Source organism: Microscilla marina ATCC 23134 (assembly GCF_000169175.1).
GTDB lineage: Bacteria > Bacteroidota > Bacteroidia > Cytophagales > Microscillaceae > Microscilla > Microscilla marina.
Map to the genome: position 1 here is coordinate 241735 of NZ_AAWS01000009.1, position 15882 is coordinate 257616.

Consider the following 15882-nt stretch of genomic DNA (forward strand, 5'->3'; position numbering starts at 1 on the left):
GGTGAGTCTACGTGGTAGCTGTATTTGATCAAATTAGAAAAAAACCAGGGGCGTTTTGGGGCAAACAAGGACATATTGTGGGCAATTTGGTGGGTTTTGGGGCGAAATGTATGCTTTTGCAATTAATCTTATTCGCCTCGTTATCAAGGGATTAAGTGCTTGATAGTGGGTGTGTGTTTGTCGTACTTTGGTTTATAATTAAAGTTAAACAAACAACCAAAACGCTTACTACAATGACAACAACCATTGAAATCAACGCTACCAACTCCCTTACTAAGGAGGAGTTAAAACAAGATTTAAGAAAAGGCATCGTACAGGTCGCCTACACCAAGTTAGACGGCACCCTAAACGTGCGGAAAGCAACTTTAAACTTTAGCCTGATCCCGGCCAAGGATCACCCAAACGGGGCAGAGTATAATCCACCCAAAGACCAAGGTTGGGTTAATTACTACGACCTCGACAAGGGAGAGTGGCGTAAACTGCACATCGATCGGTTAAAAGAATTGAATGTTTTATTTGAGCTGAACCCGGTAAATGAGGAGTTTGAATACCACACCCTACGCTTCAAAAAACTGAGTTATGAAGTAGTGAAACAACAGGCCACGGCTCACTTTAACCAACATAAAATACTGACTACCCTGCACCTAAAGAAAGCCCTGCGTGAAGCAGGTTATTGGGCAACTCAGGAAAAGGTAAGTGAGCTGATGCAGGAACTGGCAACCCTTGAGGCTGACTGGAACTTTAGCCTGCAAGAGGGCGAAATATTCAGGCTATATTATCAGGAGGAGGAACTGGAGTTTTAGACTCCAGTTTTTATTAGTGTATATTGCTGATTGTTGAATAAAATGGGGTAGTTTGCTAATATAGTGGTTTAGCACAACGACTAAATTATGCAAACTTCTTTTGAAGCATGGACTCACTCCTTAAAACAATGATGTGTGATGCTTTTACATTTGTCATCATACATTCTTCCTCTACAAAACCTATCTTTCCCAGAGGTTTGGCTTGCCGCCTCCACCTTCTACCAATAAAAAGCCAAGCTTAACTTTTTATTCCCAAATAGGGAATTTTATTCTCTAAATGGTTCTTTAACACTTGTTCTTGTTAATTTAAATACTTAATAGTCAGTTGCTTATATTCTTTGTTTGATCTTTGCCAACTATCAAATCAACTACTTAATACAAAATTTGACGATTAATCATTCGCAATGAGCACTACAGCAAACATTAAGGTGACCGATATTTATAGAAGCAACTACATCAGCGCTGATTTAATGGCTTCAGAAGGGATTTTCATTATTAAAAGCAAAGGACATTGTCCCAGAAAAGATTTCAAAGGTTTATTACAAGAAGTGGGTCAACATGCCAAAAAATACCAAGTGGGCAAATGGTTTTTAGACTTACAACATTTTTCAGCAAGCCCCGAAGACATTGATTGGGTGGTCAATGAATGGATTCCTAAAATGACCAAAACCATAGGCTGCAAACACTACGTTGCCTTTACTTTTCCTGAAAACGTAATTTATCAATTTGGATTCTCACGCCGTTTGAATAAACTGTTCCCCAGTGGTTGCTTGCATATCATGCCTATTGCGGCCAAAGTTCATGCGGTGAAGTGGCTTCAGGAATGCGATCAATAATATATATTTGTATTGCCTGATTTGTAATGTAACCAGATGCAATCCAGGAGGCTCTTCACTTTTGAGAAATATTGTCAACTTTAGATAATTTGACACATATCCCCCATTCAGGATTTTTTCTAACTTTTACCTTAAATAAATATTCAATTAGCTTGAACCCTGATCGATTATTTAATTGATAAACATGCCGGATTTGTTGTTTCCGCCCTACCCTGGAGATTAGTAGGCTCAGATGTGAGTCAATTCGAACAAGAAAGTTTCCAGGTAGCCATACCTCCAATACCTACCCCTACTTAGTCAGATGGATGTTATTCCAAAAAAAACTCTCCCCAACACTACAGCAGGCGTTGTTCAGGATATATTTCAATTCCTATATGGTGCGATTAATATGGACCTATCAGGGCAAGCCAGGTACTGGAGATTTTAATTTCAATTCCTATATAGTGCGATTAATATTATCAGTCACCTCTTTGTTACAAAAGGCTCTAATCTCAATTCCTATATGGTGTGATTAATATATATACATTTGCTTCTCACCCCTATGTGGATAACTACATTTCAATTCCTATATGGTGCGATTAATATTGGAGGAGGTGCTGTCTTTTGGGCGAAAACACCTACATTTCAATTCCTATATGGTGCGATTAATATTCGGAGCGTTGCCGCTGCCCGATACTTGATACTGTATTTCAATTCCTATATGGTGCGATTAATATCGGGTTTCTCACCGTGATGGGTGACCCTGTGGCCTAATTTCAATTCCTATATGGTGCGATTAATATTGATGGATTCATCTCAAAACATTTGTCACCTGAAGAATTTCAATTCCTATATGGTGCGATTAATATGCGTTCAATTTGCAGAAGTGCGTGTTTGTACGGTAAACATAACATTTTTTTTAAAAAAACCTGTAACAGTGGGCAAAAATGTCGTCAGTCTCTAATCGTATCATTGAAGAGCGACGACACTTGGTGATGTGTTGTATTTTTTCTATAAAGCTGCTTCTTAAAAAAAACTTTTTTGTATGTCCCTATATCCAATCCCTTGGCAACAGTTAATTTTAAAAAGTTTTTACTTGATTAAAATGTTAAAAAAAACAGCAGTGTTATTTTAAATTACCAAAAAGAAACATACCTTTGCAACGCATAGCTGGTTAAAGGATCTTGGGGGATGGGTAGATGCTAATCTACTTTCCTTCAAGTTTTTTTGCTTTAGGGCAACTCACTCCTTCTCTACCACCTTTACTTTATACTTCCCCGCCAACACATCGGTCAAAAAGGCTTCAAACACCTCTACATTCCAACCCATTTTAAGTATTACCCCATTGCCATCACCCCGGCTTACTATCTGAAAGTAAAGCAAGCGAAGCTGAGATAAAAACACCTGGGCAGTGGCGGTCGCTGAGTTCGGAAAAACAGTGTTGACCTTGCCTTGCACGGGTATTTTCGCTTTGGTTTCGTAATAAGCAAACAAAATGTCCAGCGACAAACCCAGGGCTTCTATGATCTCCGGGCTTGTCTTGCCGTTAACAGTGAGCTCTTCTTTGAGTTTGGCTGCCACAAAAGCAAAGAGCTGTTCCAGGTCATAAGAAACTGCTACGCCCACTCTGCCTTCCTTCTCCAGAAACTGGATGCCACCTACGGCATATTTGCCCTCAATGAGCACGGTTTTGGTGTCGCCCAGGGGTAATATTTGCCTGGTTTCTACACGGGCAAAAGTATCAGGTAGCACCTCCCGTAGTTTTTGGGTGAGCTTGCCTGCCACAAAGCGAGGCAATACCATTTTTTCGGGGCTAAGTTTTTCATCCGGGGCTTTGCTTACCCGGATGATTTTGTTGCAGCCTACCACCAGGCTGGTCCCCAATAACAACAAGCCCAGCATTACTGCCAGGTGTTTGCGTGTGATTTGTTTCATCAATGTTTGTATTGTTTTGATTTTTGAACAAGGCGAAAGCTAAGAGAATCAAGTGCTCGTTTTTGGGGCTTTTTTTTAGGATAGATACATTTAAGTGTATGATAGATAGTGAATTAGGGTTTGATAACTTTTTTGTAATTTAGTAGGCAAAAACAGTAAAACACTATGAGCACTACACATAGCGCGCTACCCCCCTGGGAGGTAGTAGCCCTCGAAGCCATGATAGAGCAGCTATACCAGGCAGACGAAAATAAAGAACCCGCCGTGCGCCGCCGCGACGATGTACTGGGCAGCTTCAAGTACCTGCAAAGGATCAAGTATGGATCGACAGAGGTCATTTGCCAAACCCTTGCTTACAAATACTATTACCGCCCTCGTTCGGTGTATGCGTTGGTTTTACGCAACGCCAATCGGCTCAAAGAAGCAGACTTGGCAGAGGTGAAAGTGGGGGTCGAAGAGTTGATGCACATCCGGCAACAGGTCAAGTCAACTGATTGGATGAATAGCACCCGCCGCCACGAAGCAGTGCGGGCAGCCTTTAAGAAATGGCAAACTCTGGGCGATACCAATTTCTTGTGTCGTTTGCTGGGGCATCAGTTCTATTACCGCCCCGAAACCGTGCGCCAGTTGTTGAAAGAAGTAGACTATAAAAGCAAGTAGCCATTACTGATTATTTAACCAAAAAATGACACCGCGCATGAATAATAAGAAGACTGGAGATAAAGATACAGCTAAAGGCAAGCCTACCCCACTTGCCTGCAAAATATGGGGGCACAAATGGCAAGGCGACAGCCTCAAAAGGCGCTGTACCCGCTGTGGCAAAACCCAGGTATCAAGGTATTCGGTAGAGGGGTGGATAGATGTATAAGAGGTGGTTTGCCCCTTCTACCACCTTTTGTCCAGTTGTCAAATATTTTACAAACTAATGATTTGATCTGTATGCCTTACGAGTACAATTCTACCCCTGATAAGATAAAGTTAGTTGCCAAACGTGCTGCTGACAACCAGGCGGTACATATTTCACAAGCGGTTAAAACAGGTGCCCCTTTCTATTGCCCTGATACTTATGAAGAAGTGGTGATTAGAAGGTGTGTAGAAAAACGTGACCACTTTGCGTACAGTGCCAGGCACAGTCCTGTAGGGACCAAAGAAAGCGAGCTGCATAAAAACTGTAAAAACGAAATTGCGGCTGTTTTACAACAAGCCTATTCAGGCGGTCGCTGGGAAGTAGAAAGACCCTTGTGGGCAAACAGTAGTAAAGGCTACCAGATGGTCAGACCTGATATAAGCGGAAGGATCGACGGAAAAGGAGTGGTTATAGAGGTGCAAGCCAGCACACTTTCCATTCCTAAAATTTTACACCGAACTGCGCAATATAAAAAAAGAGGGGCATACATCCTTTGGGTGGTGCCGCTCACCAAAGCGTTGGGAGAAGAAGCATTCAGACCAAGACTTTTTGAGCGTTTTTTGCATACTTTGTATTATGGCCGGGTTTATTACTGGTATCCAGGCAGTGGCAGTATCTTAACTCCTGTGCATTATGGCAAAGCTACCAGATATATTGAAGTATCCACCTGGTTTGAAAACGGAGAAGAGCGGTGCGTGGGTGGATATGAGAAAACGTATAAACGCCTCAAAACACCTGTGTATGGTCAAAAAGCAGATTTGACCAAAGATTTTAAAACTCAAAGTAACCGACCATTTTTTCACCTGACCAACGACAAGTTAAGCGTCCCGGAGAGCAATATTTTTATAGATAGCCAGGCAAAGTGGTGGGAGAATGGGTAAATTTATATATCCTCTATTTTATTCACCTGTCCACATAATAAACACAAATAAAAAGAGTCTATAATCTCTACTGTATCTCCTTCAAACTCTACCTGTTCCTTCTCTGAATATAGGTAATGTTGAGTAGATTTTTGATCGCAATGAAAACAATGGTGAGAAAATTCATCCCCTTCGGCAGGTTGGCTCATTGGTAAATATAGTTTAACACTAATAACTTTTTAAGGTCAGGTTTTGATGTAAAAATCAACTGAAATAAAATACGTAATACCAAGGTAAAAAATCAAGTATCCGGTACTGGTAGCGTTACTCTATTCTTACTACTACCTTATCCCCATCGATCTTCTCTCTTTCTACTTGTGGCGAATAATCCTTATAACTCATCTCATACCCATGCTCCACCCGGTACAAATACCCATTGCCATTCACGGTGCGCCTACTCACTTGGGTAAGCGTACCAAACTTACCCGATTGCCAACCGTGGAGCTGGGCGGTGATGACTTGGGAGAGCAAAAGGATACCTTTGCCCGTGGTAACTTTGGCTCCAGTGGTAGTGGGACGGTAATCTTTGCAACCCAGATGCAGGGTAAAGCTGGATTTGACCAGCAGCACCTTGTCACCCAGCGGACTGGTGTCTTCGCGGGTGATTTCCAGGTAGGCGGCAGGTAGGGGGTAAGGAAATTTTTCGCTGGTATTGTCAAATTGCCCTTCCCACAAGTTAAAATGACGAATGCCTACTTCGGGTGTTTTGAGGCGTATCTCTAATTCGTTGTATAAATCAATCATTTTTATGCGTTTTATTTAAATACTTTGTCTAACTCTACGCTTACAAAATTTTCAATGGCTGCCCAAAGTTCCGGAGGGAGTGGTTCTGTACCTGGGATGGGCATAAACTGTCGTTGAGGCAGGTGGGCGTGTCTGCGGTGGCTACGTACCCTCACTGATCCATTACGCCCCCTCCGGGTATAAGTGCGAACGGTGGCAACGCCTTGCGCCCCTTCATTGTGGAGTTGGGCAAGGTGAGCGTTGCCACTTGCTGCCTGCCGATCACTGCCTACCCTAATCACTCGCCAACTAGCCTCCCTTACCTTAAAAGAAGCTTTGAGCTTGCCTGTGTCTACCAGTAGTGGCTTGCGGTTGTTGCCCTGGTTTCGGCGAGGTTGCCAGGCGCTGCCTCTATACGATTCACTGGCAAAGTTGCGCTGGACGTAGCGCAGCATGACCCGTCCCACGCCACTGGGCATGCCGCGCATGACTTTTCTAAATTTTCGTTCGTTGATCATCAGCATTTAGGTTTTATGGTTAGCGCAAAGCGTCGTTTAGAGTTTGATGAGTGTCTTGTTCCCGCTGCCATCGCTATAAATCGCTTCGCTTAGAGATAGCTTGATCGGCTGCTCTATTTTGGCAATGATGTATTTCTTTGCGGCTCCTTTTTTTATAAAAGCAATGGTGGCGTGGGGCTGATAGGTCTCATACTGCAAAGTATGTTTAAGTTCTGCTTTTAATGCTTCGTGGAGCGTTACTAAGGCAGGGCTGGTTACCTCAAACTTGAGCACCTCATAGTCCCTGTCTTTTTGCTCAAACACCGAAATGGAGGTGAGGTTTACCTCAATACCTTTTGAAGCATACTTTTTGGCAGAAAGCAACTCCTTGATTTGATCCGGTGTTCCTGCTAAAGCATGTAATCCATACAAAGCAGTGATGTGCGGCGTATCTTCGTAGCCGTATACTCCTGCCTTGGGGCAGATGTACAAGTCGTTTATATCGATGTCTGGCAGTAGGCTCACCCATAGATTTTTATCTCTAATGGGCAGCGTTACCGCACCATACTTAAAAAAGTCTTGGTTTTTGGCAACTTCGACATTAGTATCAAGATTGCTCGCACTGTCTACCTGGTTGCCTGTTTCCTGACTGGCTTCAGTCTTAGGTTCAGTGGCAATACTGATATCTGTAGTACCTTCATCACTTGTTGCTTCTTTCTTTTTTATTACCTGCTTTACATTTTGGTCTATGGGCAAGGTTGCCTTCTTTTTTACCTTAATTCCCGTAGCTTTCTTAAACTCGGCAGGGCTTACCTCAAAGTGATTCAAGGCAAGGGTGAGCGCGGTTTCCGAGATGCTTTTCTTTTGGCGCTGGAGCTCGCGCAGGTGGGTATCCAAAAAGATAAACGAATGCCCGGCCAACGGGTAATTGAAGTCCAGCAGGCGAGGAAAGAGTTCTTCATTCACTACCGACTCCACCCTTGCCATATCATATTCTCTGATCTCTTCGCTGGGTGTTTTGGCAATGCTGTCTTTGTTCATGTAGGTTTGGGCACCGCCCTCAGTATCGTTACTGAGTTTGACGTGTCCCTGAATGATTTTCAGCAGCTTCTTGCTTGCCTTCTCATCCATTTTATCAAAGGTATCTATGGTACCGCCCCCTCCGGAGGGAAAAGCAACCTCTACCTTTTCTTCAATATCAAATACCCCGTTGAGCTCTTCCTCTACATTGAGCAAAGCATCCAATACCTCACGGCGTTCTTCTCCTTCCTTGTCGGTATGCACAATCTTATAGGGCTTGCCATAATCCCGGTTAAAGTCAGCGTGCTTTATGAGGGCATCCCTGCTGAGAATGGCATAAGGGGCCGCGTACAACAACAAGCCTAACGGGAAACGTTTGCTATGGCAGAAGATATACCAACGCTTCAAATAATCGGCACTAAAGTCAATGCCCTCACCGTAGGCAGAGAAAGGATAAGGAAGCACTAACTTTCGCCCAGGAATAATGTTGCGCCGCTCAACGGTATTGATTTCTTTGATAGAATAGTTATCATGTAAATCTTGCCCTATCTCAATCAGCGAGTAACCAAAAAACTCTGCATCGAGCACCGCATTGATGAAATCATCGAACCAACTGCCCCGAAGTTTTTTAGTGGCAGCCTCCTGATAATTACCGTCAGAGTCAAGTACTAAAAAAGGCTCACCCAATACTTTGTTCTTGCGGTTATTGATGGCGGTGATTACTTCGGCATCAATGCAGACCATGTCATAGATTTCCATCAAAGGATAGGTACGGGGCATGACCGGGCTTTCGGCAATGCGCCAGGCTTGCATCCAGTCGGCAATGGTTACGCGGTCCCTGCCGTATTGAAACACCGAGGCAAAAGTGCTCAGGTGAGGGGTAGTAGGCAGAGTCATTCGTTTGTTTTTTTAGACATTGGGCAATTGAAAAAAAGTGTAACTGATGTTTACCAACCTTGGTAACTATTTCGTCGATCGTTGTTATTGCTGCTGCTACTACTGCCGTAGCTTGGTTTATCTTTACCACCTGCAATGAGTATCCCCCGGTCCCCAGGAGGTTCTTGAGGCAACTGAGTCGGGCGCTCGTTTTTCATATAGACTTTACACCAGGCAATGGCATCGTCATAAAATTGCCGAAACTGATTGGCAATCTCTATGGGGCTATTGGCAGGCACTACCCTGTAAAGGGCAATATCTACCACAAAATCACGTACAATCGTACTGCGAGGATCGGTGGTCAAGGGCTGCCAATAAGCAGGGTTATCGCTGGATGGAGTAATGCCTTGGTTGGCTTTGATGACTCTATAGTATTTCACCTCTGGGGGCAGATGAGTATCAGGACTCATATTCACCCATACCAAATCACCTGCTGCGAAAGTTTGGGCAAAATCATAGGCAAATAACTGGATAAATATTTTTGGCAATGACGAACGGGCAGCCATGTACTCCCCCATTTCTTCGATGGCCGATTTTTGGGCTTCGGCAAGCTTGCCCCAGTCCCCTGCTATGAAATCAAGTAAATCCGCTTCACTCAACCTTCGGCGGTAGTCGTAGCGGTGTAAAAAATTAGAATGCATCTTTTGATTGTTTTCGTGGTACAGTTTGTGTTTTGCGTTGGCTGGTGCCCTTCCCTCTGAATTTTTTGTACTCCTTCGCAAACTTTGCCACAAAAAAGTAGCGGATCGCATCTGAAATGTGCCCAAAGGGTTGGTAGCGAATTTTGAGTTTGGTGTCTTCGATCGTTTTTTTGCTGATGGTGCCATCTTCGGCCTCTTTGGTGTATTCAAATTCCCGAATCACCGTTTTGCAACGGGCTTTGTCTACGTGCACCCGAATACCATAGCTTTGCTTTTCTAAGATCAGGTTGATAAAATCTCCACTCTCTGATATGCTTGGTGCCTTGGACAGCACCATATCACGCAGGCTGGTAAAGTGAGGCTTGAGCTGCTCGGCAATCACCTTAAAATCGGAGCGCTTGTCTTTGGTTTTGGTCTGCTTATTTTTGCCCGATGGATCACCGTGCACATAAATTCGCCCCTGGTGGGATTGGTATATTTTTAAAAAATTCTCACAAGTATGAGGGGTTGTATTGCGAGGGGTCTTACCCAGTATCTCATCTAAAATATACACATCAATCATCCCTTCCTTGGGTCGCACAAATACCTGAATGACAATGCAGGTCACATAAGGGTGCACATTGAAGTCCCAGGTAATATCCAGGGGGTGGGCAGGATCATACACTGCTTCATAATAATACCCTGAATGCACGCTGGCATCCCATTGTTTCCAAAACTCACCTCCACTTTTGGCCAGGGGGTCTCCATAAATGAGCATCCCGTGCCGATGAGAGGCAAGGTTGGCTTCTTGTTTTTGAATGTAGTTAGAAGGCAGGTTTTTGAGGTTCAGGTGAGTAGCTGAAATCACCACAAACTTAGAGCCCCCGCCTACTTTCTTTTTAAAGTACTGGGGCGGATCATAAATCTTTGCCTTGATTTCTTCTTCATACTCGCTCAACTCAAACCAATCGTTGATCCAAGGGACTTTGGCAGGAGAAGTAAAAATATACAAAGGGTTAAAAGGGAGGTTAGCTGCTACAGGGCTTCCTTCATCATATTCCTCACTAGTGAGTGCCCCCACCCTTGTCTGGCTAATATACAAACCTTGTTGGCGAAGCCTTCCCAGGATTACTTCCTGCACTGCTTCCTCGCGCGTGTCCTTGGTTTCATCCAAAATCGCCCAGGCAAATTCTTTCCCATCGTGGGCTTTGTAGTTCTCCAAAGACCCAATAAAAACTACGCAGCCATTCCAAAAGCTGATTTTGTTGCGGTAGCTTTTAAAAGCGTGCCCTTCCCGGCTAAAGTGCCTGGGGGGTTGAGTGCCCACCACATAGTCGCCCTGCCCCAGGTATTCGTCATATTCTTCCAACCCCAAATCTTTCCAGACCAAAAAGACCCGGTATAGGGTAGAGTCAGTGAGCTGCATATCGGTGTTGGCGCCCATAAAACCAAACACTCCGGGAAAGTTGGTAATCAAACGAAACGAAATCAAACCAGCCCCGTGCGTTTTTCCTGCTCCCTGCCCCGCCATAAACAAGTTGACCGGAGTACGCGACACGTAAATATCAAACTGGGGTTTACTGGGGCGGACGGTCACTGCTTGCCCTTTCTTTTTACTGGTCATCTATTTCTCCCTCCCCATTTTCGTTTGCCTCAGCTTCATAAGGGTTGGCAATGGTTACCTGAATATTTTTGGTGGTGATTTCACCCGAATGCTCCACTTTTTGGGTACCATACCCCAGGTGTTGTGCCTTGGCACTCAGCAGTATTTTTGCCGCGTGATAATCAGGCGGCAGGTACTTTTTCACTTCTTTTACTTCTACCCGTTCTTTGTACTTATCTACCTTCAGCTTTACCACCACCTGCTCTTTGTAATACATGCCCTGGGTGCGTTGTACCAGGGTACTTTGGGCAAGGTCTACCGTAATAGCATCGCCAATCTGGTTGGCTTCGGCTACTTTTTTGGCAAAGCTTTGGTTGTTTTTGAGCCAGTGATAGACCGAGCTGCGTGATACCTTGACTCCCAATTGTTGGCTGGCGCGTTCACAGGCAAGTTGGCGGTTACCTCCGGTATGCACGAGTGCCTCCACAAAAGCCTTTTGCTTGTCAGGAGTCGTGTAGTGTTCGGTAGCCTTGCTTTTCCTTTGGGGCGATATGTTTTTTTTATCTTTGCTCATTTTCCTTCGCGCGCGCCCGCGCATGGGCGTGTACAATTTGCCCAATATAAGTTATTATTACTCAGTAACTGCGCTATATGACGGTAGTTACAAAAGTGCGCAATTGAAAGAGCTTAAACAGCCATTTGTTATGAGAATGGAGAAATAGGCAAGGTGTAGTGGTATAATTTGCCTAAAGCAAAAAATAAAGGGGAAGGGAGTGGGTCAGCAAATCCATGCCTAACTGATTAGACACGGATTTGACTGCCCCAGCATTTATTTAGGCATCAAGGGGGCAAGGGCTTCCTCCGTCATCAACTCACCATTGCGTGTGATCTCAAATGGTTTGTTTTCGGTTTGGCAATGATGAATAAACCGGGTAAGAATGCCTTGCATATAGCCAGGTTCGTATTCAACACCATAGCATATCCGGCGGGTGCGTTCGGCGGCCATCAGAGTGGTACCTGAACCCAAAAAGCAGTCCAACGCAATGTCCCCTTCGTTGGTAGTATCGAGCAAGGCATCGGCAATCATTCGCACTGGTTTGGGTGTGGGGTGGTTTTCCAGGGCACCTAACCTGCCAAACTCTTTGCGTTCCTCATTCGAGAAATCGTTGGCAGATTTGTATTCCCAAACATTAGAGCGGAAACGATCTTTGAGTTCCAGATGAGACAAGTGTTTTGCCTCACCCGACTTGAAAATAAAACAAAACTCATGTTTTGCCCTATAGAAGCTGCCATTTGCCTGAATAGATTTGTTCCAAACGCAGACTTGTTTGGGTTCGCGGCTGCCATATACTTTACCTCCAGCCTCGCACATGTGCCAGGCGTGACGAAAGTCCATAAAATTGTAATGAATGCTGCCATCTACGGTGTGTTGTACGGCGTGGCGCATATAGGTTGCAAGAAACTCCACGAACTCCTGGTCACCCATTTCGCCCGCAGCCATAGAAAAGTCTTCGTGCTGTACTTTGCCTAAGCCACCAAATAGACTGTAAGGGATGTTATAAGGTGGGTCGGTAATAAGTACTCTTGCTAGTGTTCCATTCATTAGGGTTTCAAAGGTTGCTGCCAAAAGGCTGTCCCCACAGATGAGACGGTGTTTGCCGTTGAGCTCATATACATCTCCTTTTTGTACGATTACCTCGGCTTCTTCGTCAGGCATAAAGTCTTCGTGTTCTTCGGCATAGGGAGCTTCCCCGCCTGCACTGCCATTACTGCCCAGCCCAAAGGTATCAAAGGTTTGCTCGAAGCGAGGCATAGAAAACTCAGGGAGGTTGATTTCAAACTTGAGCTGAGGAAAGTTGAGGTCGTACTGTTCAATGAATTCGGCCAGCCCTTGTTGAGTCACCTCACCATAACCGGAGGAATAAAGGAGCACCAACTTGGCCGCTTCTTCTTTGGAGTCTGCCTCGATAATGAGCGCAGGTAGTTCTGTGGGGATAGTAATTTCGTAGAACTGGTTTTGCCCGGTATCGGTATCGTGCACCGTTGCCCCACCTTCTTCTTCAATACGACGCAACACGGTATCGCGGCGCTTGCCGTCTACACACCAGTGGTTGCCTGCTTCGTCTCGCCATACATAAAAAGGGGCTACGAACTGGTTATTGACTAACGAGCTGACCACTTTTTGGTATTGCTCGTCGGTAGATACCTTAAAGTTGTCCTGCTGGATAAAATCCATTGCTTTCCAGTCGATCATTTCTAAACCTAAAATGCGGGAACGCAAGGCTTCGGGAGTGGGGGTTTGATCTTCTTTTGCCATAATCTTTCAATAGTTGTTTGATGTAAAAAGTTTATTATTAGTTGATTACAGGAGGTTTTCAGGCATTCACAGAGATTTTTTTTGAATAAAAAAGTAGTACGCAAAAAGGTTGCGTAATAGCAGTTTTACTTTGTAATCAAATAAGGGAGTAAGCGTAAGCAAACAGTCAAAAACAAACCTAAACCAAATGGTTACCATATAGGTTACTGCTTGGTATTTACAGGTTTTTTTATGCTGAATATCAGTATTTTATGTTTTTTACTTGAGTCCTGCCTGCTTCACTACATTATATCAATACGCTCGTGTGAAAAATGTTATAAGAGTATTGGTAACCTATTGTTTTTCAGTTTCGGGTGTTCACAAAATAGTTATCGTCTATTGGCTGAACGCTATGAGCTGATATAAAAAGCAGTCGTTTAACGGTTAGGACGCTGGAAATTTTTAAGTTTCGAAATTATCGCTCACCTTGGCAGGTCAAATGAAACTTACTTCTAAAATGTTCCATTCCAGAAATGCAGGTTCGAGTCCTGCCTGCTTTGCCATTGTCAGAAGTGGTAGCGCTATACTCTAGAGCAGTGCCCAGTGGCTAAGTTATATCATTACCCAACAGGTCAAATATACCTTACTTCTTTCCTGTTATGGGCTGTAGGTTCGAATCCTACCCACTTCTTTTTTATTATTTACCTTCGTTAACGCCCATCACCCTCGCGTGTGCCCACGTTGCCACCTTCTTTGTACATTGATTTATTTGTTCTCAGCAGTCACGCGCAAGGATGCGCGTGTTAGCCTTATAGCTATGTGTGCCCCTGTAGTTTGTTTGTTCTCAGCAGTCGCGGGCTGTCCTAACTCTATTTCCTAAAAAAAAATATAAGCTACGCAAAAAGACTGCGCAAGCCCCCTTTTACTTTGTTTTATCAATACAGAAAAGCTGTATGAAAATCTGATATTTTGAAAACAAAAACTTTGGGCAGGCTCCATTCAAACTTACTTCTATTCTATTGGTTGAACCTCCGCAAGGAGGCTCCGGTTCGAACCCGGCAGTTTGAAAATTATCCACCCAAATTTTAAAAAACATGAAAGCAGTAGTTCAACTGGATAGAACACCGTAAAGTTATTTCATTATCCACACAAGGGTCAAATCTAACTTACTCCTTAGCTTTTGGTGCCGGGGGTGCAGGTTCGAGCCCTGTCTGCTTTCCAACCCCTTTCTTTAATCATACGCAAATCATTGTTTCTCTTTGATTTTCAGGTATTTATATTTTTATTTATAAGCAGTAATGCGCATCTTTACGCATCATTCGAGCTACCCTTGGGGTTACCTTGTGCTATTTTAGCTTTTAGGTAACCTGAAAAGTAGCCGTATCTCTAGTGCTGTGCATTGTAAGTGGTTGTTAATAAGCATCATAAATACTAAAACTTAGAGTAGGTTACCATTTGCTATATGAGTAAAATTGGTAACTAAACATACAATAATTATGGGACTTTCAATAGGTTTTTTATTAAGAAAAGATAAGACAAACAAGAAAGGTGAAACCCCTGTGTTTTGCCGTATATCTTATCAAGGGAAAAGAGTGGATTTCCAGACTGAGGTCAAAATACCTATGGATAGATGGTTGCCTCCAGTGGTCAAATTGGAAAAGAATGGAGATCAAATTTTTATCAAAGGTACTAGCGAAGTGATCAAAAGCATGAATCGCCTGCTAAATAAGATGAGAGGCAGGATTCTGAATGCTTATACTGATTTGGTAAACGAGGAAGAAGAAGTACGACTTCAAAAATTAAAAGCAGTTGCCAAAGGGGAAGAAGAAAAAGGCATCACTCTTTTAGAAGTACTTACCAGATCAGCTAACCGGAGCGGACTTAGAAGTGGTACGCAAAGAAAAATCAAAATCTCCATTCAGAACTTAAAGTTGTTTTTACGGGATGAGTATGGCAAGGAGGACATTTATCTGACTGATCTTTTAAAAGAAGCTTATAAGGGCTTTGATATTCGGTATGTAGATTGGTGTACTACTAAAACCACGATCAGGTTTGATGGTTCTACCCGTTTGCCTAAGAAACATCAGACCGCCATCAAAGAGGTGAGGCATTTCCGTCAGGCAGTCAACACTGCTGTACAGTTGGGAGAAATTAGAACTAACCCATTAATTGCGAAGTTCAAAATCCCTAAAGATGAGCGCCCAAAGCGGGTTATCCTTACTCTGGATGAGTTAAAGCAAATTATGGAAGTAGATTTATCTGATAAGCGAGGAATGGAAAGAGTTCGTGATTGTTTTGTTTTCCAGTGTTTTACCGGATTTGCTTTCTCTGATATTGTGGACTTGAAACCAGAGCACCTGATTGAGCAAGGTGAGCGAACCTGGATTATTAAAGAACGGGTAAAATCTTCCACCATTGCCAAGATGCCTTTGCTTCCTCAGGCCAGGTTTATTTTAGATAAGTACAAAGATGATCCTGTCTGTTTAAGTAAAGGTGTATTGATTCCTGTAATTACCAGTGGAAATTACAATACTTACCTCAAAATGATTGCGGAGTATGTAGGAATTGATAAGCACTTGACAAGCCATGTAGGGCGTAGAACCTTTGCCACTTTGGTGTATAATGCGGGGACTGACCGATCAAAACTAAAAGAAATGACCGGGCATACTAATGAAGCAATCACAGAAATTTATGCAAGCCTTGCCAATGAAACCATTGCAAAAGAAATGGATAAGTTTGAAGGCTTGTTTACTGATTGAGAGATATTACCCCTCGGTTTAGCAATATAAAACGAGGGGTATTTGGTA

15 protein-coding genes, 2 tRNA genes and 1 CRISPR repeat array are annotated in these 15882 nt (G+C 43.5%); of the genes, 8 read left to right on the plus strand and 9 right to left on the minus strand.

Annotated features, from left to right (window positions below; genetic code table 11):
- Positions 1–233: 233 nt before the first annotated feature.
- Positions 234–803, plus strand: a complete 570-nt coding sequence (locus M23134_RS10455) for an SH3 beta-barrel fold-containing protein (protein ID WP_045113333.1) — start codon at positions 234–236, stop codon at positions 801–803.
- A 404-nt stretch (positions 804–1207) separates the two neighbouring features.
- Complete coding sequence (locus M23134_RS10460; RefSeq protein ID WP_004155819.1) at positions 1208–1639, plus strand: hypothetical protein; 432 nt, start codon at positions 1208–1210, stop codon at positions 1637–1639.
- A 360-nt stretch (positions 1640–1999) separates the two neighbouring features.
- Positions 2000–2487: a CRISPR direct-repeat array (repeat unit 30 nt; unit sequence ATTTCAATTCCTATATGGTGCGATTAATAT).
- 373 nt (positions 2488–2860) lie between these two features.
- Here the strand turns inward: M23134_RS10460 and M23134_RS10465 are convergent.
- The gene (locus M23134_RS10465) at positions 2861–3553 is read right to left on the minus strand and encodes a hypothetical protein (protein WP_004155820.1); all 693 of its coding nucleotides are present in this window, start codon (positions 3551–3553) and stop codon (positions 2861–2863) included.
- Positions 3554–3718: 165 nt separating this feature from the next.
- Between M23134_RS10465 and M23134_RS10470 the strand changes: the two genes are divergently transcribed.
- The 3 genes from M23134_RS10470 to M23134_RS10475 all read left to right on the plus strand — a co-directional run bounded on the left by M23134_RS10470 (position 3719) and on the right by M23134_RS10475 (position 5341).
- Positions 3719–4213 carry a hypothetical protein gene (locus M23134_RS10470; protein ID WP_004155826.1) on the plus strand — a complete coding sequence of 165 codons (495 nt, stop codon included), beginning with the start codon at positions 3719–3721 and terminating at the stop codon, positions 4211–4213.
- A 37-nt stretch (positions 4214–4250) separates the two neighbouring features.
- The gene (locus M23134_RS41050) at positions 4251–4421 is read left to right on the plus strand and encodes a DUF1660 family phage protein (RefSeq protein WP_004155827.1); all 171 of its coding nucleotides are present in this window, start codon (positions 4251–4253) and stop codon (positions 4419–4421) included.
- A 71-nt stretch (positions 4422–4492) separates the two neighbouring features.
- Positions 4493–5341 carry a competence protein CoiA family protein gene (locus tag M23134_RS10475; protein ID WP_004155829.1) on the plus strand — a complete coding sequence of 283 codons (849 nt, stop codon included), beginning with the start codon at positions 4493–4495 and terminating at the stop codon, positions 5339–5341.
- A 2-nt stretch (positions 5342–5343) separates the two neighbouring features.
- On the opposite strand, the gene M23134_RS10480 is transcribed toward M23134_RS10475, so the two are convergent.
- From M23134_RS10480 to M23134_RS37855, 8 genes are all read right to left on the minus strand, one after another.
- Positions 5344–5529, minus strand: a complete 186-nt coding sequence (locus tag M23134_RS10480) for a hypothetical protein (protein WP_004155830.1) — start codon at positions 5527–5529, stop codon at positions 5344–5346.
- Positions 5530–5644: 115 nt separating this feature from the next.
- Entirely contained in the window at positions 5645–6124 is a 480-nt protein-coding gene (locus M23134_RS10485) for a hypothetical protein (RefSeq protein ID WP_004155831.1), read from the minus strand.
- A gap of 11 nt (positions 6125–6135) precedes the next feature.
- Positions 6136–6621 (minus strand): phage virion morphogenesis protein, encoded by a 486-nt coding sequence (locus M23134_RS37850; protein WP_053337281.1) that lies wholly within the window; start codon positions 6619–6621, stop codon positions 6136–6138.
- A gap of 36 nt (positions 6622–6657) precedes the next feature.
- The gene (locus M23134_RS10495) at positions 6658–8517 is read right to left on the minus strand and encodes a phage portal protein family protein (protein ID WP_004155839.1); all 1860 of its coding nucleotides are present in this window, start codon (positions 8515–8517) and stop codon (positions 6658–6660) included.
- A 50-nt stretch (positions 8518–8567) separates the two neighbouring features.
- Positions 8568–9197 (minus strand): hypothetical protein, encoded by a 630-nt coding sequence (locus tag M23134_RS10500; protein ID WP_004155840.1) that lies wholly within the window; start codon positions 9195–9197, stop codon positions 8568–8570.
- A complete protein-coding gene (locus tag M23134_RS10505) occupies positions 9187–10800 on the minus strand; it encodes a hypothetical protein (RefSeq protein ID WP_004155841.1) in 1614 nt (537 codons plus the stop codon). Before M23134_RS10505 ends, M23134_RS10500 begins: the two co-directional genes overlap by 11 nt.
- Positions 10790–11353: a hypothetical protein gene (locus M23134_RS10510; RefSeq protein WP_004155842.1), complete on the minus strand. Its 564-nt coding sequence runs from the start codon at positions 11351–11353 to the stop codon at positions 10790–10792. The genes M23134_RS10505 and M23134_RS10510 overlap by 11 nt, the downstream gene beginning before the upstream one ends.
- A 255-nt stretch (positions 11354–11608) precedes the next feature.
- Positions 11609–13096 (minus strand): DNA-methyltransferase, encoded by a 1488-nt coding sequence (locus M23134_RS37855; protein ID WP_004155843.1) that lies wholly within the window; start codon positions 13094–13096, stop codon positions 11609–11611.
- Positions 13097–13501: 405 nt separating this feature from the next.
- Here M23134_RS37855 and M23134_RS41055 point away from each other — a divergent pair.
- From M23134_RS41055 to M23134_RS10520, 3 genes are all read left to right on the plus strand, one after another.
- Positions 13502–13638, plus strand: a tRNA-Lys gene (locus tag M23134_RS41055).
- Between the two features lie 534 nt (positions 13639–14172).
- Positions 14173–14292: transfer RNA gene (locus tag M23134_RS41060), tRNA-OTHER, on the plus strand.
- A 279-nt stretch (positions 14293–14571) separates the two neighbouring features.
- Positions 14572–15834 (plus strand): site-specific integrase, encoded by a 1263-nt coding sequence (locus M23134_RS10520; protein ID WP_004155846.1) that lies wholly within the window; start codon positions 14572–14574, stop codon positions 15832–15834.
- Positions 15835–15882: the final 48 nt, after the last annotated feature.

What these genes read in the sequence shown, in the direction of transcription:
- M23134_RS10475 (WP_004155829.1), top strand. Translation starts at nt 4,493, where the DNA reads ATGCCTTACGAGTACAATTCTACCCCTGATAAGATAAAGTTAGTTGCC.
- M23134_RS10470 (WP_004155826.1), top strand. Translation starts at nt 3,719, where the DNA reads ATGAGCACTACACATAGCGCGCTACCCCCCTGGGAGGTAGTAGCCCTC.
- M23134_RS10520 (WP_004155846.1), top strand. Translation starts at nt 14,572, where the DNA reads ATGGGACTTTCAATAGGTTTTTTATTAAGAAAAGATAAGACAAACAAG.
- M23134_RS10485 (WP_004155831.1), bottom strand. Translation starts at nt 6,124, where the DNA reads ATGATTGATTTATACAACGAATTAGAGATACGCCTCAAAACACCCGAA.
- M23134_RS10460 (WP_004155819.1), top strand. Translation starts at nt 1,208, where the DNA reads ATGAGCACTACAGCAAACATTAAGGTGACCGATATTTATAGAAGCAAC.
- M23134_RS10465 (WP_004155820.1), bottom strand. Translation starts at nt 3,553, where the DNA reads ATGAAACAAATCACACGCAAACACCTGGCAGTAATGCTGGGCTTGTTG.
- M23134_RS10510 (WP_004155842.1), bottom strand. Translation starts at nt 11,353, where the DNA reads ATGAGCAAAGATAAAAAAAACATATCGCCCCAAAGGAAAAGCAAGGCT.
- M23134_RS10455 (WP_045113333.1), top strand. Translation starts at nt 234, where the DNA reads ATGACAACAACCATTGAAATCAACGCTACCAACTCCCTTACTAAGGAG.
- M23134_RS10505 (WP_004155841.1), bottom strand. Translation starts at nt 10,800, where the DNA reads ATGACCAGTAAAAAGAAAGGGCAAGCAGTGACCGTCCGCCCCAGTAAA.
- M23134_RS10495 (WP_004155839.1), bottom strand. Translation starts at nt 8,517, where the DNA reads ATGACTCTGCCTACTACCCCTCACCTGAGCACTTTTGCCTCGGTGTTT.
- M23134_RS10480 (WP_004155830.1), bottom strand. Translation starts at nt 5,529, where the DNA reads ATGAGCCAACCTGCCGAAGGGGATGAATTTTCTCACCATTGTTTTCAT.
- M23134_RS10500 (WP_004155840.1), bottom strand. Translation starts at nt 9,197, where the DNA reads ATGCATTCTAATTTTTTACACCGCTACGACTACCGCCGAAGGTTGAGT.
- M23134_RS37850 (WP_053337281.1), bottom strand. Translation starts at nt 6,621, where the DNA reads ATGATCAACGAACGAAAATTTAGAAAAGTCATGCGCGGCATGCCCAGT.
- M23134_RS41050 (WP_004155827.1), top strand. Translation starts at nt 4,251, where the DNA reads ATGAATAATAAGAAGACTGGAGATAAAGATACAGCTAAAGGCAAGCCT.
- M23134_RS37855 (WP_004155843.1), bottom strand. Translation starts at nt 13,096, where the DNA reads ATGGCAAAAGAAGATCAAACCCCCACTCCCGAAGCCTTGCGTTCCCGC.